At 54.7% G+C, this 24,854-nt stretch carries 22 protein-coding genes; 14 read left to right on the top strand and 8 right to left on the bottom strand.

Annotated elements, in window-relative coordinates:
- Nucleotides 1–15: 15 nt before the first annotated feature.
- Nucleotides 16–1,530 carry an amidophosphoribosyltransferase gene (gene purF, locus HPY30_02250; GenBank protein QYZ64917.1) on the top strand — a complete coding sequence of 505 codons (1,515 nt, stop codon included), beginning with the start codon at nt 16–18 and terminating at the stop codon, nt 1,528–1,530.
- 189 nt (nt 1,531–1,719) lie between these two features.
- On the opposite strand, the gene HPY30_02245 is transcribed toward purF, so the two are convergent.
- Entirely contained in the window at nt 1,720–2,568 is an 849-nt protein-coding gene (locus tag HPY30_02245) for an SDR family oxidoreductase (protein ID QYZ64916.1), read from the bottom strand.
- A gap of 232 nt (nt 2,569–2,800) precedes the next feature.
- On the opposite strand from HPY30_02245, the gene pomA reads away from it, so the two are divergent.
- The 8 genes from pomA to nudB all read left to right on the top strand — a co-directional run bounded on the left by pomA (nt 2,801) and on the right by nudB (nt 8,818).
- The gene (gene pomA, locus HPY30_02240) at nt 2,801–3,562 is read left to right on the top strand and encodes a flagellar motor protein PomA (protein ID QYZ64915.1); all 762 of its coding nucleotides are present in this window, start codon (nt 2,801–2,803) and stop codon (nt 3,560–3,562) included.
- A gap of 14 nt (nt 3,563–3,576) precedes the next feature.
- Nucleotides 3,577–4,452 carry a type VI secretion system protein TssL gene (gene tssL / locus HPY30_02235; protein QYZ64914.1) on the top strand — a complete coding sequence of 292 codons (876 nt, stop codon included), beginning with the start codon at nt 3,577–3,579 and terminating at the stop codon, nt 4,450–4,452.
- Nucleotides 4,453–4,531: 79 nt separating this feature from the next.
- The gene (locus tag HPY30_02230; protein QYZ64913.1) at nt 4,532–5,152 is read left to right on the top strand and encodes a PilZ domain-containing protein; all 621 of its coding nucleotides are present in this window, start codon (nt 4,532–4,534) and stop codon (nt 5,150–5,152) included.
- Entirely contained in the window at nt 5,149–5,424 is a 276-nt protein-coding gene (locus HPY30_02225) for a hypothetical protein (protein ID QYZ64912.1), read from the top strand. The genes HPY30_02230 and HPY30_02225 overlap by 4 nt, the downstream gene beginning before the upstream one ends.
- A 96-nt stretch (nt 5,425–5,520) precedes the next feature.
- On the top strand, nt 5,521–5,778 hold the full coding sequence (locus HPY30_02220; protein QYZ64911.1) for a zinc ribbon domain-containing protein: 258 nt from the start codon (nt 5,521–5,523) through the stop codon (nt 5,776–5,778).
- A gap of 8 nt (nt 5,779–5,786) precedes the next feature.
- Nucleotides 5,787–6,413: a DUF502 domain-containing protein gene (locus HPY30_02215; GenBank protein QYZ64910.1), complete on the top strand. Its 627-nt coding sequence runs from the start codon at nt 5,787–5,789 to the stop codon at nt 6,411–6,413.
- A gap of 94 nt (nt 6,414–6,507) precedes the next feature.
- On the top strand, nt 6,508–8,295 hold the full coding sequence (aspS, locus tag HPY30_02210; GenBank protein ID QYZ64909.1) for an aspartate--tRNA ligase: 1,788 nt from the start codon (nt 6,508–6,510) through the stop codon (nt 8,293–8,295).
- 64 nt (nt 8,296–8,359) lie between these two features.
- Nucleotides 8,360–8,818 carry a dihydroneopterin triphosphate diphosphatase gene (gene nudB, locus HPY30_02205; GenBank protein ID QYZ64908.1) on the top strand — a complete coding sequence of 153 codons (459 nt, stop codon included), beginning with the start codon at nt 8,360–8,362 and terminating at the stop codon, nt 8,816–8,818.
- 79 nt (nt 8,819–8,897) lie between these two features.
- On the opposite strand, the gene HPY30_02200 is transcribed toward nudB, so the two are convergent.
- From HPY30_02200 to HPY30_02180, 5 genes are all read right to left on the bottom strand, one after another.
- Nucleotides 8,898–9,374: a nucleoside deaminase gene (locus tag HPY30_02200; GenBank protein ID QYZ64907.1), complete on the bottom strand. Its 477-nt coding sequence runs from the start codon at nt 9,372–9,374 to the stop codon at nt 8,898–8,900.
- A gap of 5 nt (nt 9,375–9,379) precedes the next feature.
- A complete protein-coding gene (locus HPY30_02195) occupies nt 9,380–10,378 on the bottom strand; it encodes an ABC transporter permease (GenBank protein ID QYZ64906.1) in 999 nt (332 codons plus the stop codon).
- Nucleotides 10,379–10,381: 3 nt separating this feature from the next.
- Complete coding sequence (locus HPY30_02190) at nt 10,382–11,260, bottom strand: ABC transporter ATP-binding protein (protein QYZ64905.1); 879 nt, start codon at nt 11,258–11,260, stop codon at nt 10,382–10,384.
- Nucleotides 11,261–11,272: 12 nt separating this feature from the next.
- Nucleotides 11,273–12,112: an HDOD domain-containing protein gene (locus tag HPY30_02185; protein QYZ64904.1), complete on the bottom strand. Its 840-nt coding sequence runs from the start codon at nt 12,110–12,112 to the stop codon at nt 11,273–11,275.
- Between the two features lie 95 nt (nt 12,113–12,207).
- Entirely contained in the window at nt 12,208–13,212 is a 1,005-nt protein-coding gene (locus tag HPY30_02180; protein QYZ64903.1) for a folate-binding protein YgfZ, read from the bottom strand.
- 121 nt (nt 13,213–13,333) lie between these two features.
- Here HPY30_02180 and HPY30_02175 point away from each other — a divergent pair, with 121 nt between their 5' ends.
- The 5 genes from HPY30_02175 to HPY30_02155 all read left to right on the top strand — a co-directional run bounded on the left by HPY30_02175 (nt 13,334) and on the right by HPY30_02155 (nt 20,049).
- Nucleotides 13,334–15,148: an RNB domain-containing ribonuclease gene (locus HPY30_02175; protein QYZ64902.1), complete on the top strand. Its 1,815-nt coding sequence runs from the start codon at nt 13,334–13,336 to the stop codon at nt 15,146–15,148.
- 210 nt (nt 15,149–15,358) lie between these two features.
- Entirely contained in the window at nt 15,359–15,907 is a 549-nt protein-coding gene (locus HPY30_02170) for a hypothetical protein (GenBank protein QYZ64901.1), read from the top strand.
- Between the two features lie 221 nt (nt 15,908–16,128).
- A complete protein-coding gene (gene dsrA / locus HPY30_02165) occupies nt 16,129–17,394 on the top strand; it encodes a dissimilatory-type sulfite reductase subunit alpha (protein ID QYZ64900.1) in 1,266 nt (421 codons plus the stop codon).
- A gap of 45 nt (nt 17,395–17,439) precedes the next feature.
- Nucleotides 17,440–18,516, top strand: a complete 1,077-nt coding sequence (gene dsrB, locus HPY30_02160) for a dissimilatory-type sulfite reductase subunit beta (GenBank protein ID QYZ64899.1) — start codon at nt 17,440–17,442, stop codon at nt 18,514–18,516.
- Between the two features lie 285 nt (nt 18,517–18,801).
- Nucleotides 18,802–20,049: an IS701 family transposase gene (locus HPY30_02155; protein ID QYZ64898.1), complete on the top strand. Its 1,248-nt coding sequence runs from the start codon at nt 18,802–18,804 to the stop codon at nt 20,047–20,049.
- Between the two features lie 238 nt (nt 20,050–20,287).
- Here HPY30_02155 and putA read toward each other — a convergent pair whose 3' ends face one another.
- Entirely contained in the window at nt 20,288–23,431 is a 3,144-nt protein-coding gene (gene putA, locus HPY30_02150) for a bifunctional proline dehydrogenase/L-glutamate gamma-semialdehyde dehydrogenase PutA (GenBank protein ID QYZ64897.1), read from the bottom strand.
- A gap of 98 nt (nt 23,432–23,529) precedes the next feature.
- Nucleotides 23,530–24,708: a hypothetical protein gene (locus HPY30_02145; protein QYZ64896.1), complete on the bottom strand. Its 1,179-nt coding sequence runs from the start codon at nt 24,706–24,708 to the stop codon at nt 23,530–23,532.
- Between the last annotated feature and the right edge of the window lie 146 nt (nt 24,709–24,854).

The following is a 24,854-nucleotide window of genomic DNA, read 5'->3' as shown; positions in this document are numbered from 1 at the left end:
TTTGGAGACCCGGAAATGTGCGGCATAGTTGGACTTGTCTGCAAAACGGCGGTTAACCAGTCACTCTACGATGCTTTGATGGTGTTGCAGCATCGAGGTCAGGATGCCGCCGGTATAGTGACCTGCGAGGGCGGTAAACTGCACCTGCGCAAGGGTAATGGCTTGGCGAGCGATGTCTTTCGCACGAGTCACATGATCAAATTGCGGGGTAATATGGGTCTGGGCCATGTTCGCTATCCAACCGCTGGGTGTTCATCATCTGCTGAAGCGCAGCCTTTTTATGTCAACTCTCCCTACGGCATCACTCTGGCCCATAACGGTAATTTGACTAATGCGGAAGAGTTGAAGCAAGACCTGTTTCGTGAGGATCTGCGCCACATCAATACCTCCTCCGATTCTGAGATTTTACTCAACATCTTTGCCCATGAGTTACAGGCGCAGAACAAACTGCGCATCGCTCCGGAAGATGTTTTCCGTGCGGTAGCTGGTGTGCATCGTCGCTGTCGTGGCGGGTATGCCGGTGTCGCGATGATACCTGGATTTGGCATCATCGCTTTCCGTGACCCTTATGGTATCCGTCCGGTTGTCTATGGACGTCGCGAGTCCGACTGGGGAACGGAATATATGGTTGCCTCTGAGAGTGTCGCACTGGATTCACTGGGTTTTGAAAGGGTGCGGGATCTGGATCCAGGTGAGGCGATTTTTATCAGTCATGACGGTCAGCTCTACTCACAGCAGTGTGCCGGCAATCCCATGCGTTCACCCTGTATCTTCGAGTTTGTCTATTTCGCCCGGCCTGATTCGATCATCGACAATGTCTTTGTGCACAAGGCCCGTTCAAGGATGGGACAAAAGCTAGCAAAGAAGATAGAGCGGGAGTGGCCCGATCACGATATCGATGTAGTGATTCCGATTCCTGACACCAGCCGTACTGCGGCGCTCTCCCTGGCAGGAAAGCTCAATGTTCGCTACACCGAGGGGTTTATCAAGAACCGATACATCGGCCGGACCTTCATCATGCCGGGGCAGACCGTACGCAAAAAATCGGTGCGGCAGAAACTCAACGCCATCGATCTGGAGTTCAAGGGCAAAAATGTCCTGCTGGTGGACGACTCAATCGTTCGCGGAACGACTTCGCAGCAGATCGTGCTGATGGCAAGGGAGGCCGGTGCTAACAAGGTCTATTTTGCCTCTGCAGCTCCGCCAGTACGTTTTCCCAATGTCTACGGTATCGACATGCCTTCAGCTACCGAACTGGTGGCTCACGGCAGGACGGAGGAGGATGTGCGTGAATATATTGGTGCCGACAGGCTGATTTTTCAGGATCTCAGTGATCTCATCAATGCCGTGCAGAAGAAGGGCAAGACTGATATCACTCGCTTCGATACCTCGGTTTTCAACGGTGATTATGTTACCGGTGATGTCAGCGAGACTTATCTGGATCAGCTGGAACTGCTGCGTAGTGACAATGCAAAAAGTGAAGAGGATGCAGCGGGCCGCTCCATTCTAGACCTGCACAACAACGCATGACCGTCCTTCGGACGGTAGATAACGGGTAACAGGTTTCAGATTGTTTTGATTCCCCCTCTCTTTCTCTCCCCACAGGGGAGGGGACCATTCTGCAGGAGGGGGAGTGAAAATTATGGTAATTGCTACTTGACCCTAATAATGCTCCCGCAATAATCCTGCTGTCACCTGTCACCTGTCACCTGTCACCTGTCACCTGTCACCGCCGCCGGAGACTTTCCCCATCACCCAATCCATCCCGCGTGTGCTTAACAACCGTTTGAGTGTGCCAAATAGGTAAGTGGGGAAGGTGACATAGTAACGGGCTCTGGGTCTGGGGGATTCGAGCGCATGGACCACCTTTTTCAATACGGCTTCCGGCGGTAGGGTAAACGGCACGACAGGGCCTTCTTTCTCCAGCCTTGCTGCCATGGCGAGGTAATTCGCCTTGTGGACTGAATGCTCGCTGTCGATATTCCTCTTCCACATCCTGTGGGCATTCGCCCGGAAGCGGCTCTCCACTGGGCCTGGTTCGATCAGGGAGACGTGAATACCGCTGCCTTGCAGTTCCATGCGCAGGGTATCGGTGAGTCCCTCGAGGGCGTATTTGCTGGCATTGTAGGCCCCCCGATAGGGCAATGCGACCAGCCCAAGTACCGAGCTGTTTTGGATGATCCTTCCCTCTTTCCAGCGGCGCATGACCGGCAACAGTCGACAAGTCAGTTCATGCCAGCCGAAAAGGTTGGTTTCAAATTGGGCGCGCAGAACATCCCGGGTCAGGTCTTCCACCGCGCCCGGCTGTCCATAGGCCCCATTATTGAACAGGGCGAAGAGTCTACCGTCACAGAGTTTCAGTGATTGCTCAACCGCCTGCGCAATACTCTCAGAGTCGTCCAGGTCCAGTTGCAGCGTCTCCAGTCCATGTTCCCTCAATTGTTCCACATCCTCCTCTTTTCGGGCGGTGGCGATTACACGATATCCCCGCGACTTCAGGCCGAGGGCCACGCAGTGTCCGATACCACTGGAACAGCCGGTAATCAGTATGTTTTTCTTTTCTGACATCTTTTTAACCTAAGTCCTGAGGTGGATTTGCGCAAAATGGAGCAAAAATGCGGGCGGAATTTTTTTCTTTGGGAAATTAAAGTTTCCCAGGCATTGACCGCTACCTTTAGCGAGTCGGAATTTGATCATGGAATATGCGCCTGAACAATCAAAAATGATGACAATCAGGTCAAGCACAATCATACAAATACAGATGCACTGGCGCAGTGTTGGAACGTGGAGAGTAGATTAGGTGGATATTGCAACGCTGGTAGGTTTACTTGGAGGACTTGGCATAATCATCGTGGCAATCGCTACGGGCGGTGATGTGATGCTGTTTGTCAACGTCCCATCAATCCTTATCGTTGTGGGTGGCACCTTCATGGTGACGTTGATGCAGGTCTCTCTGGGTGATTTTCTGGGCTCTTTCGGAATTGGCATGAAGGCCTTTTTCTACAAAACAGATGATCCCAAAAAACTGATCGAAGAGGCAGTGGAACTGGCTGATATCGCACGAAAAAACGGTTTATTGGCACTGGAGGGCCAGGAGATCAGCAACGATTTTTTAAAGCGGGGTGTTGGATTATGCGTCGATGGCCACGATCCCGTGCTGGTCAATAAGTTGCTCTCCAAAGATATCAACCTGACCATCGAACGTCACGAAGTTGGACAGACCATGTTTAAAAATATGGCGATCATGGCCCCGGCGATGGGCATGATTGGTACGCTTATCGGTTTGGTGCAGATGCTGGCGAATATGTCGGATCCGGCCAGTATCGGCCCGGCCATGGCAGTGGCTCTGTTGACTACGCTCTATGGCGCAGTCATTGCCAACGCCTTCGCCCAGCCGATGGCAGACAAACTGGCTCGTTCCAGTTCCATGGAGAAGACCAACAAATCCCTGATCATCGAAACGATTTCCGGTATTCAGGAGGGCATGAATCCCCGGGTGTTGGAACAACTGCTCAGTACCTATCTGCCTACCGGCAAACGTCCAACCGGCGATAGTGATTAGCGGGGGCAACCAGGATGGCTGACGATTGCCCAAAATGTGAAACGGGTCTTCCCGCCTGGCTGGCAACCTTTGCCGACCTGATGTCCCTGTTGATGTGCTTCTTTGTCCTGCTGCTCTCTTTTGCGGAGCTGGACGCTATCCGTTTCAAAAAGATGGCCGAGTCGATGAAGGATGCTTTTGGTGTGCAGACGGAGATTCCCGCCAATGAGATTGTGAAAGGTACCAGTGTCATCAAGCAGGAGTTCAGTCCCGGCAAGCCGGAAGAGACGCTCATGGAGGAGATCCGGCAGCAGACGACGGATGACACCAAGGATAACCTTGACGTTCACGACGGCAAGCAGAGTGCCGATGAGATCGAGGTGGATGAAGCGATGAAAGCCGCGATGCAGGCGCAGCTTGAGGCGGAGGTCGAGCAGCAGGCTGAAGAGTTGGCAGAGATGCTGGAGGAGGAGATTGAGGAGGGCATGCTTGAAGTCGAGACCGAGCAGACCAAGATCATCATCCGGATTCGGGAGAAGGGGTCATTTCCCTCTGGTAGAGCAAGCCTGGACCCCGGCTTTTTCGATGTTGTCACACGAATCACAGATGTCGTGGCAGAGACCCCTGGGAATATCGTAGTGGCTGGACATACTGACAACATACCTATCTCCACCCAGCGCTTCCGTTCAAACTGGGAACTCTCATCGGCGCGTGCGGTGACCGTGGTCCATGCTATGTTGAGTAATTCAGACCTGGATCCAGCCCGCGTACTGATTGAGGGACATGCGGATTCCAATCCGCTGGCACCCAATGATTCCAGGGAAAATCGTGCGAAGAACCGGCGTGTTGAGTTGGTTATTGAACGTGGGCAGGATGAGGAGAGTGGAGAGGTTCTCAATGTCTCAGAATGATAGCGTAACTGAACCGACTTCTATACGGAGTCCTGTAGCCAAGATTAGGGGCCGGCGCAGCCCTGGGGAAACATGACCAATGGCCATTGAAGACCAAGCAGGTGATCAGGCGGATCGCCGTGAATTTTTTCGTATCGATGACTCGGTTCAGTTGAGTTACCGTGTTGTAGACAGTGTCGAGTTATCGTTGCGGTTGGAGAAACTCGACAGCAGTGTCAACGGTAGCTTTACAGTAATGACGCGTTTGCAGGCGTTAAGCCAGCACCTTTCGGCATCTTTGCATCGTATCGAGCAGAAAGATCCTGACGTGGCCGATTACCTCAAGGCGCTGGATAAAAAAGTCGAACTGCTGGGACAGACTTTTCTGGCGGATGAGATCGATCTGACGGAACAGCCTGCAAAACCGGTCAATCTCAGTGCGGGTGGTATGTCTTTGTGCACTACCGAGTCCCTCGAAATCGGTACTCAGCTTGAGATCAAGATGCTGCTATTGCCGTCGTTTACCGGTGTCCTTATCTATGGTGAGGTGGTGGGAAGTGAAGCGGCGCCGGATGATGCCGATTTTCCGTGGAACCTGCGAGTCAATTTTTCTCATATTCGCGATGCTGACAGAGATGCCCTGATCAGGCATATCCTGCGTCGTCAGGCTGCAGTGTTGCGCCAACAACGGGAGGATCGGGAACTGCTGGAGGATGAGTGAAAAGACCCAATAACGAGGATATCTCCCTGGCCCTGGATGCTGCCCATGGACTGCTTGGTGGGGAAGATACTGGTGATGCTGTCGGCAGATGCCTGCTACATCTGGAACACCGCAATGAGCAGTTGGAACGGTTGGCTGAGTTGGCGGAACGCTACTTCCGCTTTGGCCAACCGGAAGAGGATCATGCCCGCATAGTGCGTCTGCTGGAGTCCATCCGGGAGGAGACACGGGATGAGGAAGAGACTGATAATGGCGAATTTGGGCTGGAATAAGCGGCTGTTTTTATAAGATGTGGTAGAATCCCTCCGCAATTAAATGCCGCCTGCTGACTGCCGGACGGTAGACACGAGATTACGAGGACACCTGCCATGCCGATTTACGAATATCGCTGTGATTCCTGTGGGCACGAATTTGAAGCGCTGCAAAAGATGAGCGATGAACCGTTGACTGTGTGCAGCGAGTGTAATAAACAGGATCTGAAAAAACTGATCTCTGCTGCAGGTTTCCGTCTCAAGGGCGGCGGTTGGTATGAAACCGACTTCAAGAGCGGCAAGAAGAAAAATGTTCACGATACCGGCAAGAAGGATTCCAAACCCTCCTGTGGCGGTGGTTCCTGCTGTAACTGACCCCTCACATGGTACTACTAAGGCGCTATCTGGTTGCCGGGCTGCTGGTCTGGTTACCGCTGGGCGCCACTTTCTTTGTTGTCAGACTGTTGGTCCGCTGGATGGACAACAGCCTGCTGTTGGTGCCTCAGGCATATCGGCCTGAAAATCTGCTTGGTTTTGCCGTTCCCGGCCTGGGGGTGGTGCTCACACTGATCATCCTGCTGCTCACCGGACTGGTGGCGGCCAATCTGTTTGGCCGCAAACTGGTCAGTCTGTGGGAACGGCTGTTGGCGCGGATTCCCCTGGTGCGTTCTGTCTACTCTGCGGTGAAGCAACTGGTGGAGACCATGTTTTCCGATGGGGGACAGTCGTTTCGCAAGGTGCTATTGGTCGAATTTCCCCGTCGTGGTCTCTGGACACTGGCTTTCCAGACCGGCACCGATCAGGGTGAAGCCCAGGAGAAGACCGGGCGTGACGTGATCAACGTCTATATCCCTACCACACCCAATCCCACCGGTGGTTACTTTGTTTTGGTGCCTCGGGAGGATGTGCAGGAACTTGATATGAGCGTTGATGACGGCCTTAAAATGCTGCTCTCCATGGGGGCAGTGGTGCCGGACCACCCACAAACGGAAGCTCCAGAGTCTGCCTAGGGCCTGCCTGGAGACTTCCGGGTTGCACAGGCCCGAATCAGGCCGTAACATTCCCGCTTTTTACCGGGCGATTTTTTCACAGGACAATCCTCCCATGCGCAGCCAATATTGCGGACAGCTCAACAGCTCTCATATCGATCAGGAAGTGGAACTTTGCGGTTGGGTTCACCGCCGTCGGGATCATGGTGGGGTAATCTTCATCGACCTGCGTGACCGCGAGGGGTTGGTGCAGGTGGTCTACGATCCAGACCTGCCGGAGGTTTTTTCCGCTGCGGAACATGTGCGCAATGAGTTCGTGCTGCGGGTGAAAGGCCGTGTGCGTGCCCGGCCGGAAGGTACCGTCAATCCGGACATGCCCACCGGTGAGGTGGAAGTGCTGGGACTGGAACTAGAGGTGCTGAACAAGGCCGATACTCCTCCGTTTCAACTTGATGAGCACGAAAAGGCCTCTGAAGAGATTCGCCTGCGCTATCGCTACATCGATCTGCGCCGTCCCGAGATGCAGGAGAAGATCCGCATCCGGGCCAGGACGACCCAGTTGCTGCGCCGTTTTCTCGATGATCGGGGGTTTCTTGATATAGAGACCCCGATGCTGACCAAAGCGACCCCTGAAGGTGCACGGGACTACTTGGTGCCCAGCCGGACCCATCCCGGTGAGTTCTTTGCGCTGCCCCAGTCACCCCAGCTCTTCAAACAGCTGTTGATGATGTCAGGGATGGACCGTTACTACCAGATCGTGCGCTGCTTCCGCGACGAAGACCTGCGTGCCGACCGCCAGCCAGAATTTACCCAGCTCGATATCGAGACCTCATTTTTGGACGAGAATGAGATCATGGAACTGAACGAGGAGATGATCCGCCAGCTCTATAAAGAGATCCTCGACGTCGATCTGCCGAGCCCCTTCCCGTGCATGACCTACGATGAGGCGATGGACCGTTACGGCTCCGACCGTCCCGACCTGCGGGTTCCCCTGGAGCTGGTCGATCTGCAGGACCTGATGCAGGAGGTGGAGTTCAAGGTCTTCTCCGGACCGGCGAAGGATCCTCACGGCCGTGTCGCCGCGCTGCATGTGCCTGGTGGCAGCTCCCTGAGCCGCAAGAAGATCGACGGATATACCAAATTTGTCGGTATCTATGGCGCCAAAGGCCTTGCCTATATCAAGGTCAATGAACTGGCCAAGGGGCGCGATGGACTGCAGTCACCGATTCTGAAGTTTCTACCGGACAGCGCGGTGGATGGCATCCTGGAACGTACCGGTGCCAAAGATGGCGACCTGATCTTCTTTGGCGCCGACAAGACGCATGTGGTCAATGAGGCCCTGGGGGCCCTGCGCGTCAAGGTTGGCGAGGATCTGGATCTGATGGAGGACGCCTGGCGGCCTCTGTGGGTGGTGGATTTCCCCATGTTCGAGTGGGACGATCAGCACAACCGCTGGAATCCGCTGCATCACCCCTTTACCTCGCCGAAGGACGACCAGGTCGATCTGCTGGAGAGTGATCCCGGCAAATGCAAGTCCCGCGCTTACGACATGGTGGTCAATGGGACGGAGCTGGGCGGCGGTTCGATTCGTATCCACAGCGAGGAGCTGCAGCAGAAGATCTTCAAACTGCTGGAGATCGGCGAAGAGGAGGCACAGGAGAAGTTCGGCTTCCTGCTCGATGCGTTGAAATATGGTTGCCCGCCCCACGGTGGACTCGCTTTCGGTCTCGACCGGCTGGTGATGTTGCTGACCGGTTCGAAATCGATCCGCGACGTGATGGCCTTCCCCAAGACCCAGTCTGCTGCCTGCCAGTTGACCTCCGCGCCTTCGGAAGTGAGTATGACGCAACTGCGTGAACTCTCAATCCGGGTGCGCAAACCACAGAGTGAAGAGGCCTCCTGAGCAGGTTAATCAAGTGCATTGTCGGATTACGCTGCGCTAATCCGACCTACGGATTTGAATCCAGATGACCAACAGGCGATACAAACGCCCCGAGTCAGTGCTGGTGGTGGTCTACACCTTCGCCGGCGAAGTACTGATGCTGCGCCGCAAAAGCCCCAATGATTTCTGGCAGTCGGTTACCGGCAGCCTGCGCTGGGGCGAATCCCCTTTGCAGGCGGCGCGCAGGGAACTCTACGAGGAGACCGGGATGATGCCGGGTTGTGGGTTGATCGACCTGCATCACCAGGTGGAGTTTTCGATCATCTCCCCCTGGCGCGCCCGCTATGCACCTAGCGCCAGGACCAACCGTGAGCACTGGTTTGCGCTGCCCCTCAATTCACGCCGTATCCCTCATCTGAATCCGGTGGAACATACGACTTATCGGTGGTTGTCCACGCTGGAGAAGGGGGCACAATTGGCCACTTCCTGGACTAATCGGGAAGCGATTCGCCTGTTGGCGGGGCGCCCGATCCGCTATGCTTGATCGGGCGTACCTCTGGTTGATCCCATGACATGTGACAAGGGTGCAATCTACGCACCATGATTGCTACCAGATGAGATCCTCAATATTTGAAACGCTGCTCATCTTTTTTCCACAGTTGGAAGACAGCAAGACTCTCCTCCCTTAACAGCTGTCGGGACTGGATCTTCCTCTCTTCAGGGGGACCTTGCAGCTCCTGACAAATAAACTGGTCGGAGAAGCCGATCCCGGCTGCATCATTGGCATCTGCCGCATAGACGATGGTTTGAATGTGGGCCCAGTAGGCGGCACTCAGGCACATTGGACAGGGTTCACAGCTGGCATAGAGTGTGGCTCCGTTGAGATGCATGCTCTCCTGCTGTCCACAGGCTTCGCGGATGGCATTGATCTCAGCATGGGCAGTGGGATCGTTGTTATTGACCACCTGATTCCAGCCACGGCCGATGATCCGTCCATCCAGCACAACGACTGCGCCGAAAGGGCCGCCGTGATGCAGCTCCACACCCCGGCGCGCCAGAGCTATCGCCTCCTGCATGAACGCCTTCTCGTCCTGACCCATGGTGACTACTCCCAACGGAAGGTTTTGACCCCAATCCAGATAAAGATAACACTAAAGCCGGTGAGTGCGGTGAGCTGGGGCCAGATCTCTGCCGGACCTAGGCCGTCTATCATGATCGCCCTGGCGGCGTCGACCATATGGGTCAGGGGCAGGGCAAGGGCTAACTGCTGCACCAGTGGATGAGAGCCTTCCAGGGAGAACCAGACACCGGAGAGCAGCATCATTGGCCAGCTGATCAGATTCAACAGGCCATTGGCAGCCTCCTCGCTGGTCATGCGTGCCGCGATCAACAGGCCGACGCTGATCATGCTCAGTCCGCCCAGGATGAGAACCGCTAGAAGTAGCCAGTAGGAGCCATACATGCGGAATCCGATGAGCAGATCGGTGCCGATATAGACCAGGGTAGTAAATGCGACGATCATCAACAGCCGGGAGACGATCTGCGCCAGGAGGAATTCAAATGCTGTCAGTGGTGTGGCGCTGAGTCTTTTCAGGACGCCGTTCTTGCGGTACCGCACGATCACATAACCGACTCCGAAGAGGGAGCTGAACATGATGTTCATTCCCAGAACGCCGGGGATCACCCAGTCCACGTAGCGGATCTCCTTGCCGCTTACCGACTCTTTCTGCAGTTCGCTGGTGTCCAGCAGTCGTTCCAGGATATACCCCTTGGCTGAGCTGTTGTTAATCCAGTAGCGGTTGCCTGGGATGTCTATCAGCATATCCAGCTGATGACGGTCCACCTTGGTGATGGCATCTGTCTGTGATTCGACGGGAATAAACTGGATATGGCGGGTTGTAAGAAAGGTTTCCAGTCTGCTGTTATCCGCTGTTTCTCCCTGGACGCCTACCTTGTAGAGATCCTGATCTTCGGAACCAAAGGCAAAGGCGAAGCCGATGACGATAAGCACCGGCATGATGATGTTCCAGCCAAGCGCCGTGCGATCCCGCAGAAACTCCTGATTGCGGGCCTTGAGAAGGGCAAGAAAACGGTGTGGTGACATAGTTCAGGATCGCAGAGAGTGGCCGGTTAATTCAAGGAACAGGTCTTCCAGGGTGGGGGAGCGCACCAGCAAGTGGGTCAGTGAAACCTGGTGTTTGATCAGATGCTCGACGCTGGTGTTCACCTCCTTGGAAAGGATCTCCACCCGGTCCCCCCGTGGAAGGAGGCTGGATCCCGGGTCAGGTTTGAAACCTGCCGGAAGCGCATCTGCGGGAAGGGTGAGAATCGAATTTTTGTAGTGTTCGGCAAGCAGTTCCCTGGGTACGCCACGGGCGATGATCTTGCCGTGATCCATGATCAGGATCTCATCGCAGAGTTCATAGGCCTCTTCCATATAGTGAGTGGTGAGTACCAGGGTCTTGTTCTCCCCTTTGATCCGCCTGACCTGATCCCAGAGGTTGCGCCGTGACTGGGGGTCCAGTCCGGTCGTGGGTTCATCGAGGAAGACGACCTCGGGGTTATTGATCAGGGCAATCGCCAGCAATAGTCGCTGGCGTTGACCGCCGGAGAGTTTGCGGGTGTCCCGTTCGAGAAACTCACCCAATGCGCAGATCTCAATCAACTCATCCAGAGATCGGGTATGGGGATAGAACTGCTGGAAGAGCTTCAGCACCTCACGGACCGTGATGTGCTCCTGCAAGGCAGTATGCTGAAACATGATGCCCGCTTCGTTACGGAACTCAACGCCCAAGGGAGCGCCCTTGTAGAGAATGGTGCCGGAGGAGGGGCGCAGAATGCCTTCCAGCATCTCTACCGTGGTAGTCTTTCCTGCGCCGTTAGGGCCTAGCAGACCGAGGCAGATGCCCCGGGGAATAGTGAAGCTGATGCCATCCACCGCCTTGAGGCCGGCATAGTGTTTGGATAGGTCTTTTACCTCGATCATCTTTGTGGGGTATTAGGACAGAAACATCACTTCGACCTCTTTCACCTCTTCTTCTACCCCCTCGATATCCACGACATTGATCTCAGGTTCCAGGCCCACCTTTGCGAAGGCAGGGATGATGCCCCAGTCCTCATTGGTAAGAGAATGGTCGTTACCCAAGGCGGTCTGCATGCGGGCGACAAGAACGACGTCGACATAGTCCGCTTGTGTACCCCCATCATAACCAAGATCCTGAAAGTGTGCTGGCACCTTGATCAGGGATTCCGGAAAATCCCAGTCTTCGAGAATGCGTTTTCCGATCCTGGGGCTCAGGGCCTCGATAACCCGGTCAAGCTCTTCCTGATCACTGATCAATTCCGGAGAGTGTTCCGCCATGGTCAGCACAGGAAGGGCGCCGATATTGTGGATCAGCCCGGCAAGCATCGCTTGTTCTCTATCCAGGTGTTTGAGATTCTGTGCCAACACTCTGCTGATGGCGGCAATCTGCACACTCTCTTCCCAGAGCTGCCGAAAACGTTTGTCCAGGATATCGCAGGTGGCCTGGAAGATCTGCTGCATGATCAGGCTGACCACCAGGCTGCGTACCAACCGTGTACCCAGCCTGGCTACCGCCATCTGCAGATTGTCGATAGGGTTGCTTCCACGATAGAGCGGGCTGTTGGCGACCTGTAGGAGGCGGGCGGAGAGCGCGGCGTCGGTGGCGACGATTTTGGCGATCTGTTGGGCCGTGGAGTCTTCGCTTTCGACCGCATCCCTGACCCGTAATGCAACCTCCGGCAGCGTCGGCAGGGTCAGTTTATGTTCGTCGATGGCTTTGAAGATAGAGTCTAGAAAGGCGTTTTCGTCAATCATATCCGTGTCTTGTTATTCCCGGTGGTTATTGCGGATCAATGTGTTGCCGCATGGCCGCATGGTGACATGGTCGGTTCCTCTCTTTAGCGGCAGGGTTACTCGGATTCTGAAGTAAATTCATAAGGCAGATTGCGAATCTCCAATGCCGGCCCGGTTTCGCCCAATGTGATCTTTTCATTTTCCGCGTTGGCGACCTCGATAACCACCAGCAGGTCGAATCCACCATCAGCGGCTTGTGCGTCCACGACCTTGCCGGCGCCTTGGCCCGACTGACTGCCGGCCGCGTATAGTGCGTCACCCGGCTTCGGTGCAATATCTCCCGAAGCATGGGCCAGGTACATGCGGCGCTTGAGTTTGCCCAGATAATGCATGCGCGCCACCACCTCCTGGCCGGTATAGCATCCTTTGGTGAAACTGACGCCATCGACAAGCTGCATGTTGGTCATCTGGGGAACGAATGCTTCTGCGGTCTCCGGAAAGATAGTTGGAATTCCGGCCCGGATATTCTGCAGCGCCCAATAATGATCATCACCCGTTGTGGTCCCTGACTCCAGGGCCTCCCAGAGACTGATCGACTCATCCACCGGACCGATGATCTCAAAGCGGGGTACCTCACCAGACAGGCGGATCAGGATGAGGTTGTTCTGCTCCACCACGCTGTTTATCTCATCGGGCAGGCCGGTGAAATGGGGTTGCAGAAGCGCCTCCGCACAGTTTCCGGTGAGTCCGAAACGAACTAGCTCATCACTCGCATCAGTGACAGTGACCTTGGATCTCATAACAAACATTTGCAGTCGTTTGAGGCTTGCTGCCATATTGCCGGCAGGTGTTTGCAGGAGAAAGTCGTCACCCTGGCGCAGTGCTCGGTAACTTGCCAGCATGCGGCCTTTGACTGTACACCAGCCGCAGAGATTGCTGTGTCCGGCGGTGACTTCGCGCATGTCGTTCGTCATCTGACCCTGAAGAAAACCTTCTGCATCCTCTCCGCTGACCCGCAACAGGCCAAAGTGGGAGAGATCGTTCAAAATACAGGCCTCTGCGGTGGGTTGTACCGCTGAAGCCGGGCGTGACTGCATGAATGCTGACCACTGTGTGTTCATGGTGTGGACGGACTCCTGGGTTTGCTCCTATTCTGTGCGTATCATACCCCATCATTTGAGGTACGAAACGTCCATTGTGGTGTGGTTTCGTGCTGCTCCTTCAAACACTATTGGAATCCGCATGAGTAGTCCCGCCGCAGGCAATCTGGTCCTGTATAAAATACGTCCCGCAAAAGTGGTTGAAGTCAGCGACAAGATCACTATCGAGTTTGAGGGGGGCAAAACCAAGCGTGTCAGAACCAAGGATATCGTTCTGCTGCATCCCGGTCCTCTTGCCAGTCTGAAGGATCTCACTCCGCAGACGGGAGAGATCGAGGAGAATTGGGAGTTACTGGAGGAGAGCACCACCGAGATTCAGGAGTTTAGTGAACTTCTGTTTGATGCTTACACGCCGGCGACTGCCTGGGCTGCCTGGGAGGTGGTGGCGGATGGTCTCTATTTTGCGGGAGAGCCTCAGGCCATCACCCCCAGACCTGCGTCAGAAGTGCACGCAGAGCGGGAACGGCGCGAGGCCAAAGAGGCAGCGGAGACGGCCTGGACCGCCTTTGTCGACCGGGTCAACCGTGGCGAACTGGTGGATGAGGACCACAAGCCGCTGGGCGAAGTGGAGGCCCTCGCCCTGGGAAGACGTAGCAACAGCCGGATTCTCAAGGAGTTGGGCTTTCAGGAGACACCGGTCAATGCACATCGGTTGCTGGTGAAGACCGGTTATTGGACTGGAAATGAGAACCCCTATCCACGCCGTTTCGGCATCAATCCGGAGACCCCGGAATATGAGATACCCACGCTGGCGGATGAGTCCCGTCTCGATCTGACCCACCTGCCCGCGTACGCCATCGATGATGAGGGTAATCAGGATCCGGATGATGCCGTCAGTCTTGACGGCGAGCGTATCTGGGTACATGTGGCGGATGTTGCCGCACTGGTGCCCCCCGATAGCGAGATGGATCTGGATGCACGTAACCGCGGTGCAAATCTCTATGTCCCGGAACAGGTCATATCCATGTTGCCTCCCGGCTTGACCCATCGACTGGGGCTCGGACTGGAGGATGAGTCACCTGCACTGTCGATCGGTTTCTCGCTTTCCGATGCGGGAGAGATCGATGATATAGAGATTCAGACCACCCGTCTGAAAGTGACCCGAATAAGCTATCAGGATGCTGATCAGCGTTTGCTTGAGGCGCCTTTTGCCGAATTGCAGCGCAAGGCACAGATCTACCGCAAGCGTCGTGCAGCAGCAGGCGCCGCCTTCATTAATCTGCCAGAGGTGAAGATCAGGGTTGAAAACGCAGGCGTTCGGGTGACCCCGCTGCCCCCACTGGCCAGCCGTGAGATGGTGACGGACCTGATGCTGATGGCGGGGGAGGCAGTGGGCATATACTGTATCGATAAAGATATCCCAGTACCTTTTGCCACCCAGGCGCCACCTGATGAGCCGTCGACACCTGAGGGGATGGCAGCCATGTTCGCCTACCGGAGGAAGTTCAAACCCAGCCAGATCAAGACGCAACCTGAGCCCCATTCAGGTCTTGGTCTGGCGTTTTATATCCGGGCGACCAGCCCCTTGAGACGCTATTCTGATCTGCTGACCCATCAGCAGCTCAGGGCTCACCTGCGGGGTGAGGATCCACTCGATATTCACGCTGTATCGGAGCGAATAGGGGTGGCAGAGGTTGGCAGTGCTGCAATCCGCAAGTCGGAACGGCTCTCCAACAGTCATTGGCGTTTGGTTTTTTTGCGTGACAATCCGGATTGGCAGGGTGAAGCGGTAGTCGTTGCCAGAGAGGGTGAGCGGGCAACGGTAATGATTCCTGAACTTGGCATGGACACCAAGGTCAGGGTGAAAAGTGCACCTGAACTCAATGAGACGATCCGTCTCAAACCGAGGGAGATCGATCTGCCGGATCTGGCCTGCTATTTCAGTGTGCTGGGCTAAAGTTGATTCAGTCCATTAGGGAGCCTCTGAACAAGTCATGAACTCGTATCTTGCGTCCAGAATGCCCAGCTTTTTCGTTGCAAATATTCGCAATAGCCAGCTATTACGTGCGATTTGCGCCTCAAATCTGAACATTCTGAATCGCAATCTACTTCGTCCAGACTTATTCAGAGGCTCCTTAGGCTACACTGGGTTGGTAGAGAGGTTTGAATGAAAACGTTACTTGCCATAGCTACACTGCTATTGCTGACGGGCTGTGCGGGTTTCGACAGGGTAAGCGGTGGTGAATCGGATGTTTATGCAATGCCCCCGGTGGGAACCACGATTGTTCTCAACGAGTCCCTGTTTGTGCCTGCCGGGCAGACCCGTGTCTATCTGCAGGGTGGTGCTGTAGTGAGTAAGTCGAAGATGGATCGTTATGTCCCCAACTGCAATTTTGAGATTCTAACGCTCTCGGAGGATGCGCAGGAGATTAGACCTGAATCGTTCGTCGTCAGTCGGCTACAGCGGGAGATGGCGCAGGTCGTCATGTTAGATGCCCCCTTGATGGTGGCGGGTCTTAATCTGACTGGTCTCGACGGCGGCGTACCGATGGTTTTCCGTGGCGTACACCTGTGGATCAGTTCCGACATCCAGCCTGAGGTCATGCGCCTGACTTGCCGAGGTGTGTTGGAGGATATGATCTGGGCGCGGCCGCCATCGATCCAGGAGATGCGGATGGCCATGGGAGATAAGGCCGATCTCATTTTTCCAGAGTAATCCGCATATTGATAAACAATGGGATAAAGGGAGACTGAACCTGAAATCCTGATGATATGTTCAAATTAATATGGCTAACTTGCTGTAAGCAAACCTCCTCTAGAGCAAGGTCAATCTCCCCCTCGCTATCCCATTGGTTATATAAAACCCTCCATCAAACCTGCTAGCCTGGTAATAAGAGTGATTTGCATTCTTATTGCCCGTCAAGTGTGAGGCTTTTGATGAAGATCCATGACACGCCGATGATTGATCAGCTTGAAGAGGGGGAGTGGCCAAGTTTCGTCAAGGGAATCAAGCGGTTGCGGGATAAGCATCCGGATAAGCGGATCAATGAGATGACGAATGATCTGCTGGGTCAACTTGAGCACTCCTATGAAACCCGCAAAGGCTACTGGAAGGGCGGCACCGTCAGCGTCTACGGTTACGGTGGAGGTATTATTCCCCGCTTCTCCGAGGTGGGGGATTTATATCCGAAGTCCAAGGAGTTTCACACCCTGCGGGTTCAACCGCCGGCAGGCAACTACTACACCACCGAAATTCTGCTGAAACTGGCGGATAGTTGGGAAAAATACGGGTCAGGCCTGGTGACCTTCCACGGCCAGACCGGGAATATCATGTTTATCGGTGCCACCACGGAGAACACCCAACGCTTCTTCAACGAGATCAATGAGTATGGATTTGACCTGGGTGGCGCAGGTCCCTGTATGCGTACCGCGCAATCCTGCGTAGGCTCAGGCCGCTGTGAACAATCCTGTGCCAATGAGCATAAGATCCATCGGTTACTGATAAACAACTTTATCGATGAGATGCATCGGCCGGCCCTGCCATACAAGTTCAAATTCAAGGTTTCAGGCTGTCCAAATGACTGCGTGAACGCCATCGAACGCTCCGATTTCGCTGTCATCGGCACCTGGCGTGACGATATGAAGGTGGATCAGTTGGAGGTTAAGAACTACGTCGCCAGGAAGGGACGCAAATATCTCAACGACCATGTCATCTCCCGCTGTCCCACCCATGCGCTCTCCCTCGATTCGGACGATGCACTGCTAGTGGACAACAAGAACTGTGTCCGCTGCATGCACTGCCTGAACGTGATGCCAAAAGCGCTGTCTCCGGGGGATGACAAAGGCGTCACTATCCTGATCGGCGGAAAACGTACTTTGAAGATCGGTGACCTGTTTGGGTCCGTCGTGGTGCCGTTCATGAAACTGGAGACTGAGGACGACTACCGGAAGCTCCAGCAGCTTGCAGAGGAGACGGTGGATTTTTTTGCTGAGAATGCTCTGGAACATGAGCGCGCCGGGGAGATGATCGAACGTATCGGCCTGGTTAATTTCCTGGAGGGTATTGGCCTGGAGATCGACCCCAATATGGTTGTGCATCCACGGGAAAACTCCTACGTTCGCACTGATCATTGGGATGAAGAGGCGAAAAAATGGCAGGAACGCAAGACCAAGATGGAAAAAACGGTCATAGACGCAGCCTGATAGCGGCGTTCCCCCGATCCTGGAGTGATGAATCCGGAGACAACCATGGCTAAAGTCCACCCCCGCACCCCCATCGAGAGCGGCTGCCCCGACGGCATTCAGTATATGCATCCGGTGATGCGCAGCAATTTCGGCCAGTGGAAATACCATGAGGACCCGCAACCCGGCGTACTGCGCCATGTCGCAAAGTGGGGCGATGAAATCTGGACCGTGCGGGCCGGCACTCAGCGTATTCTTGATCTCTTCACTCTGCGCAAGCTCTGTGAGATTGGTGACCGTTATGCCGACGGCTATGTGCGTTTTACCATCCGCAGCAATATAGAATATATGGTGGCGGACGGTGCCAAAATCGCGCCCCTCATCCAGGCATTGGAGAGTGAAGGATTCGTAGTGGGTGGTACCCGCAACTCTGTCACCTCCATCTCACACACCCAGGGTTGGTTGCACTGCGACATCCCCGCCACAGACGCCTCTGGGGTGGCCAAATCGATGATGGATGAACTGGTGGAAGAGTTCAAAAGCTGGCAGATGCCAAACCGGGTGCATATCACAACTTCCTGCTGCCAGATCAACTGCGGTGGCCAGGGCGATATCGCAATCAATATTCAACACACCAAACCACCCAGAATTGACCATAGTAAGGTCGCCAACATCTGTGAACGGCCTTTGGTTGTCGCTCGCTGTCCCGTGGCTGCCATAAGGCCTGCGATGGTAAACGGCAAACCCTCACTAGAAGTGGATGAACGAAAATGCATCTGCTGCGGCGCCTGTTACCCACCTTGTCCACCCATGCAGATCAACGATCCCGAACACTCCAAGCTCGCTATTTGGGTAGGGGGTAACCATTCGAACGCCCGCAGTCGGCCAACTTTTCAAAAGCTGGTAGTGGCGGGAGTCCCCAACAATCCACCTCGCTGGCCGGAGGTCACGGCTATCGTAAAGCGTATTCTTGCGGCCTATAAAAACAGCGCACAGGATTGGGAGCGGATCAGTGACTGGATCGATCGCATCGGCTGGAAGCAGTTTTTTGAATTAACAGATCTCCCGTTCACCAAATATCATATCGACGATTGGCGTTATGCTCGGAAGAGTCTGAACTCATCGAGTTATATCAATTTTTGAACAGGTCTCCCTGAATGGTACTGACTTAATTCTACTTTGTCAGATTAGATCTATAAGTAACTCACTGAATAATATAAAATATATGCTGTGAATTTCTTGGCAATCATCGTAAGGAAGAGCATCAAATGACAAGCACCAAGGTCATTTGAATTACCTGATACGCGCATAAGTAGAATCGATCGCATAGCGGAGCGATTCCAACGTTTCCAGTACCGCTTTGAATCCCATTTTCGAAGCAAGACGAGGTCGGTGTTTCAACCGGTCACACACTATCTCAAAGGCCTGATGCAAGCGCAGAGAAAGAACATGGAACGCATGGAAGAGGTGGTTGCAGGCGCAGATGATCAGCGTCTCCAGCATATGCTCACCGAGTCCCCGTGGGATCATCGTGCGGTGTTAGACCAAGTGGCGCTGGAAGCCGATCAATGGCTGGGTGGAACCGCGGATACCTGTCTGTTGCTCGATGAGAGTGGCCTTGCCAAGAAGGGTAAACATTCAGTGGGGGTTAAACGCCAATGGAATGGCCGCCAGGGCAAGGTGGATAACTGCCAGGTTGGTGTATTCGCAGCACTGGGTAAAGGGCACTTGTCCACGCTGATAGATGAACGTCTCTATCTACCCAAAGAGTGGGTATCGAACCCGGCTCGCTGTCGCAAGGCGGGTATCCCGGAAGTTGAACGGAAACATCAAAGCAAGTCAGAGTTGGCGCTGGAGATGGTGCGTCATCAGAGGACGCTTGGCCTGCGTTTTGCCTGGGTGGGTGCAGATGGGGGATACGGGAAGGATCCGGCTTTTCTGAGGGGTTTGGAGGCGATGGGTGAAACCTTTGTGGTGGACATCCACAAAGACCAACAGGTCTACCTGGAAGATCCACAGCCGTTCATACCGGAGAGCACGACAACGCGCGGTCGTCGTCGAAGTCGTCTGCAAGCCCAGGCAGCCCGTCTGCGCGTTGACCAGTGGCTCAATGAGCAACGGGACAGCGAGTGGCAGCAAGTGGTATTACGGGATAGCAGCAAGGGCAAACTGCGCGTCGAGATCCTGCATCATCGGGTTTGGCTTTGGGATGGAAAAGAAGCCCAGGCACATCAATGGCACCTGATTGTACGACGAGAGGTCAATTCACCGGAGACGATTAAATACACCTTGTCGAATGCACCGGAAGAAACGCCATCCCATTGTCTTGCAAAGATGCAGGCGCAGCGGTTCTGGGTTGAGCGTTCGTTCCAGGATGGTAAGAGTGAATCAGGTCTTGCTGATTATCAGGCCCGTAAATGGAAATCCTGGCATCACCATATGGCCTTGGTCATGATGGCGATGTTATTCATGCTCGAAGAGCGAATTGTGCAAAAAGATGATCACCCCTTACTCAGTTGTTCAGACATCGAATCGCTATTGCGTGCCTTCCTGCCACGGCGAGATATTGAACGCGATGAAATACTACGGCAAATGACGAAACGGCATCGTAAACGACAAGCGGCTATCGACTCCCAATATCGAAAACAGACGCTGGAACAGTCGGTTGCCGGGTGATGGAATCTGACAAAGTAGAATTAAGGCACCAAAAGAATTTTCGTAATATCACTGACTGCCAAATACCTTAAAAAACAGTAGGTCATGTTAGCGTAGCGTAACCCGACAATAATGGCGCTTATTGTTGGGTTACGGCCAAAAAGACGGCCTAGCCCAAACAACTCAAGTAGTTGATTATTGTGCTTTAAGTCAGTGTCATTTCAGGCATACCCCTAATTTTTTCATAGGCGGAAAGGTATCAGTCGTCAAGGGACAACAGCCGGGCATTACCGCCCACTGCAGCCGTGTTCACCGTAACGCTCCGTTCCGTTGAGTAGCGGAAAAGGGTGTAGGGACCACCCGCCTTGGGGCCGGTCCCGGAGAGTCCCTCACCACCAAAGGGTTGCACCCCTACCACTGCACCGATCATGTTGCGGTTGACGTAGGTGTTGCCGATGGGCAACTGTTGCTGGATATAGCGCACCGTCTCATCGATACGGCTGTGAATACCCAGTGTCAGGCCATAACCGGTTTGCCGGATTGAGGCCAACACCTGATCCAGTGAATTCGCCGGGTAGCGAATGACATGCAGAATGGGGCCAAAGACCTCTTGGGGCAGTTGCGACAGGGCATCAATTTCGTAGAGATGAGGTGCAAAAAAGCTCCCCTGCTGGTGTTTGGCTGTGAGCGGCAACGCGTACAACCGGCGCCCTTCAATATCCATTCGATTGACATGCGCCTGGAGCACTTTACAGGTCTGCTGGTCAATCACGGGGCCCACATCCGTGGAGAAAAGGCTCGGATCTCCCATCGACAACTCCTCCATTGCGCCTGACAGCATTGGCAGAATTCTGGGGGCAATCTCTTCTTGCAGAAAGAGCACACGCAGTGCAGAACAACGCTGCCCTGCACTGTTGAAAGCGGATTGAATAACATCTGAAACCGTCTGCTCCGGTAGTGCTGAACTATCAACGATCATTGCGTTTTGCCCACCGGTTTCAGCAATCAACGGGACAATGGGTCCTGGGCGGTTAGCCAATATCTGATTGATCTGCCGTGCCGTCTCTGTGGAGCCGGTAAACGCCACCCCGGCAACCCGCTGATCCTTTAGCAGCAGTGCACCCAAATCAGCACCCCTGCCAGGGAGAAGCTGTACCACTTCTGGTGGTATGCCCGCAGCATGCAGCAGTTCGACAATGCGCATTGCCGTCAGTGGTGTCTGACTGGCTGGCTTGGCGATCACTGTATTGCCAGCAGCCAGCGCTGCCGCAATCTGTCCACTGAAGATGGCAATAGGGAAATTCCAGGGGCTGATGCAGACAAAGAGTCCACGGCCGTGCAGACTCATCCGGTTCTCTTCTCCCGTGGGTCCGGGGAGTATTCTTGGCTGGGAAAATTCACTCCGTAGCTGCGCGGCATAGTAGCGAAAAAAATCGATCGCCTCCCGCACCTCAGAGAGGGCGTCAGTGATGGTTCGGCCACCCTCTCGAATGGAGAGCGTCGCCAGTTCCAACTGGTTTGTTTGCAGCTGTTCAGCGGCCTTATCAAGCAGGTTTGCTCTCTGCTGGGGAACCGTCTTTGCCCAAGAGTCAGCGGCTGATTCAGCTGCTTGCAACGCTCGCTCAACAGAGGCTGGAGAGGATTCAACGACACTGCCGATGACAGATTGGTCGGCAGGGTTGAAGACGTCCCTCGTTTCACCCTCCAGCCTTCTGCCGGCGACGAGGGGCATGGCTTGCCAGTCGGCTGTCTGACATATTTCAAGCGCTTGATTCACTTTTTTACTGACAGCGTTATCGTCCAGATTAAGCCCCAGGGAGTTTTCGCGTTCAGCGCCGTAGAGTGCAGGTGGTATCGGAATGGCCGGGTGCCTGATCTGTTCATAACCATCAAGCTTCTTTAGGGGATCGGCGATGAACGCCTCAACTGGCACGGCCTGATCCTCAATACGATTGACAAAAGATGAATTGGCGCCATTCTCCAGCAGACGTCTAACCAGATAGGGCAGCAGCTCTTCATGATTGCCTACCGGTGCGTAGAGGCGGCACGGAACCTGATGATCCTCATCTTCATTGATGCAATCAAAAAGCGCATTCCCCATGCCGTGCAGTCGCTGCAATTCATACTCACCCTCTCCTTCAGCCATTATCTGCAGGCTGGCAATGGTATGGGCATTGTGACTGGCGAACTGAGGATAAAAACAGTCACCCGCTGCAAACAGTTGCCGTGCGCAGACCAGATAGGAGAGATCAGTTGCCGACTTACGCGTGAAGGCCGGATAGTCTTGCAGTCCCAGCTGCTGTGCCCGCTTAATCTCACTATCCCAGTAGGCGCCTTTGGCCAGGCGTACAGGGATGCGTCTGCCCACATCACGGGCCAAAGTCTGCAGCCACTTAATCACCGCCGGTGCACGTTTTTGGTAGGCTTGGACCGCAAGCCCAAACCCCTCCCAATTCTCCAGTCTGTCATCTCTGTAGACGGCTGAAAACAGCTCTAATGAGAGGTTGAGACGGTCTGCCTCTTCGGCATCCACGGTTAATGTCAGACCCGCCTGCGAAGCCTGCACCGCCAGTTCAGTAAGGCGCGGCGTCAGCTCTCTGATGACCCGTGACCACTGACAGAACTCATAACGGGGGTGTAGTGCAGAGAGCTTGACGGAGACGCCATCGGCAGTGGCATTCCCCCGGGAATCTGCCGGTGTCTGTTGGTCTAACAGGCTGATAGCATTTTTGTAGGCGCTGAAGTAGCGGTCGGCGTCAGCCTGGGTCAGGGCGGCCTCACCCAGCATGTCAAAGGAGTAGCGGTAATTTGGGGGATAGTGATTCCGTCCCCGTTCCACCGCCTCTTCGATTGAACGGCCGAGCACAAACTGCTGGGCGATGATCCGCATGCCTTGCTTGATGGCAGTTCGGACCAGGGGCTCACCACTGCGTTTGGCCAGGGCATGCAGCGTTGCCTGGGCGTCACCCAGGGTCTCCGGCAACTTCACCAGCCTGCCGGTCAACATCAGTCCCCAGGTTGAGGCGTTGACAAACAGGGAGTGGCTCTGTCCCAGGTGTCCCTTCCAGTTTGCGCGGGTCAGCTTGTCCCGGATCAGGCGATCGACTGTGTCGCTATCTGGAATCCTCAGTAGCGCTTCAGCCAGACACATCAATACCACTCCCTCATCGGATGAGAGATCGTACTCATGCATAAAGGCTTCAATGCCGCCCTTGGCTGCCTGCTCGCGGCGCACGGCCAGCACCAGTTTCTGGGCTCGTTGCTGGATTCTCTGCTGCTGCCCTGCAGTCAGTTTTAAAGCTGACCGCAGAGATCGTACACACGCCTCCTCATCAGCGAGATAGGCTAGGTCGATAGCCTCTAGCAGGGGTCCATAGGCAAACTCGGAATGTCTGGAAGCCATCAGATTTCACCTTGTAAATACCCGTTTACAGATCGATTTCTGTAGCAAGCAAAGCTTTACACAGTTAGCCCCGATACAGGTTTCCGAACAGATACCAGTTAGAAGTATCGGGCAAGATTGAACTCAATATAGTCATCCTGACTGGTAGTGTAGAGCGGGTCGTCTGCTGGCACATCAATCCAGAGGCGGATTTGAGCGGATGCCTTCCAGGTATCACCGATGCGGCGGCTCGCCTCCAAGTTATATAACCAGGCGCTTGAATCCATGTCCTTGATGACGCCGGTCAGCAGTTCACTGCTTTGCTCGTCGTTGGCAGTCAGCCGCAGACCGAGAAAAGTGTCGTTCTCGAAAGCGATGGGTGCATTGTCGCCCCGTTCGTCATACATGTACTCGGTCAGCACCCCAAGGTCCATATCGCTATCGCCCAGACCGATGAAGGTGTATTCAAAACCACCGGTGTAGGAGAAGACATCCTCCCTATCGGATGTGCTGTAGAGCGCCTCAAGTTTCCACAGCCAGTCTCCTTTGGTTGCCTGCAGGTCGAGACTGGTCTGGTGAATGAGTTCGTAATAGGGTGCCAATACGGTCTCATTGGCGCTGTTCAGGATGGGTTGCAGGAGAGGATTGCGGTTGGTGCCATAGAAGTGGGCAAGTCCGATATCCCAATCGCCGAGCGAGTGGGACCAGCGCAGGGCCAGATCGACGCGCTTGTTGCCGGCGCTGGATTCATAGCTTGCCAGATCGTTGTCAACTCTGGGATGTGAGCGCAGACGACCCTTCTCACCAGGAAAAGTTCGCTCCCGGAAGCCGGGCAGGGCGTATATATCCAGTACCCCCCAAGTCCTTTCGAATGAGAGCTTGATCATGGGTTGGCCGAGCTTCTGCTCGCCGTCCGGGTTTTCCACCAGGTCAGTCTGGTTGATGACATCCACCAGATGACGTGCCTCGGTGACACCCCAGAAGACCTTGCCGATTCCCGCCTGAACCTCCCACTCGTCGCCGACATGGGTCCAGAGCAGTTCGCGGATGTCGGCATGGGTGCGGCTGTTATCCTGGGAATCCCAGCGCAGGAAGGGACGAAAGATGAAACTTTGGCGGTCGTCGTCCCAGGCGTGGTAATATTCGGGTTCGAATGCCAGGGAGAGTGAGCCGTCACTCTGTGCCGGATCGAGTGCCTCCTGGGTGAAGTAGCGCCCCTGGCCTTCGATATAACCTGTCCATTCGCCGGCGCCGGCCAATGATGGGATGAGGCAGAGGGCTTTGATCCAGTGTTTCATTTTTATGCTGCTTGGTCTTTGATCGTTGTTTCCGGCGTAGGCCGGTTCAAGCGGAGCGGAACCGGCAAAACTGCAGAAGCCTTTTTGCTTTGAAATGCCCGATCTGCTGCGCTTGGCCGGGACCGCATACTGGGTGGTTATTAAAG

It is taken from the genome of Gammaproteobacteria bacterium (ex Lamellibrachia satsuma), from assembly GCA_019623805.1.
In the GTDB taxonomy this organism is placed as follows: domain Bacteria; phylum Pseudomonadota; class Gammaproteobacteria; order Chromatiales; family Chromatiaceae; genus QGON01.
The sequence above is the reverse complement of the archived record's forward strand: the minus strand, read 5'-3'. Positions and strand labels throughout refer to the sequence as shown.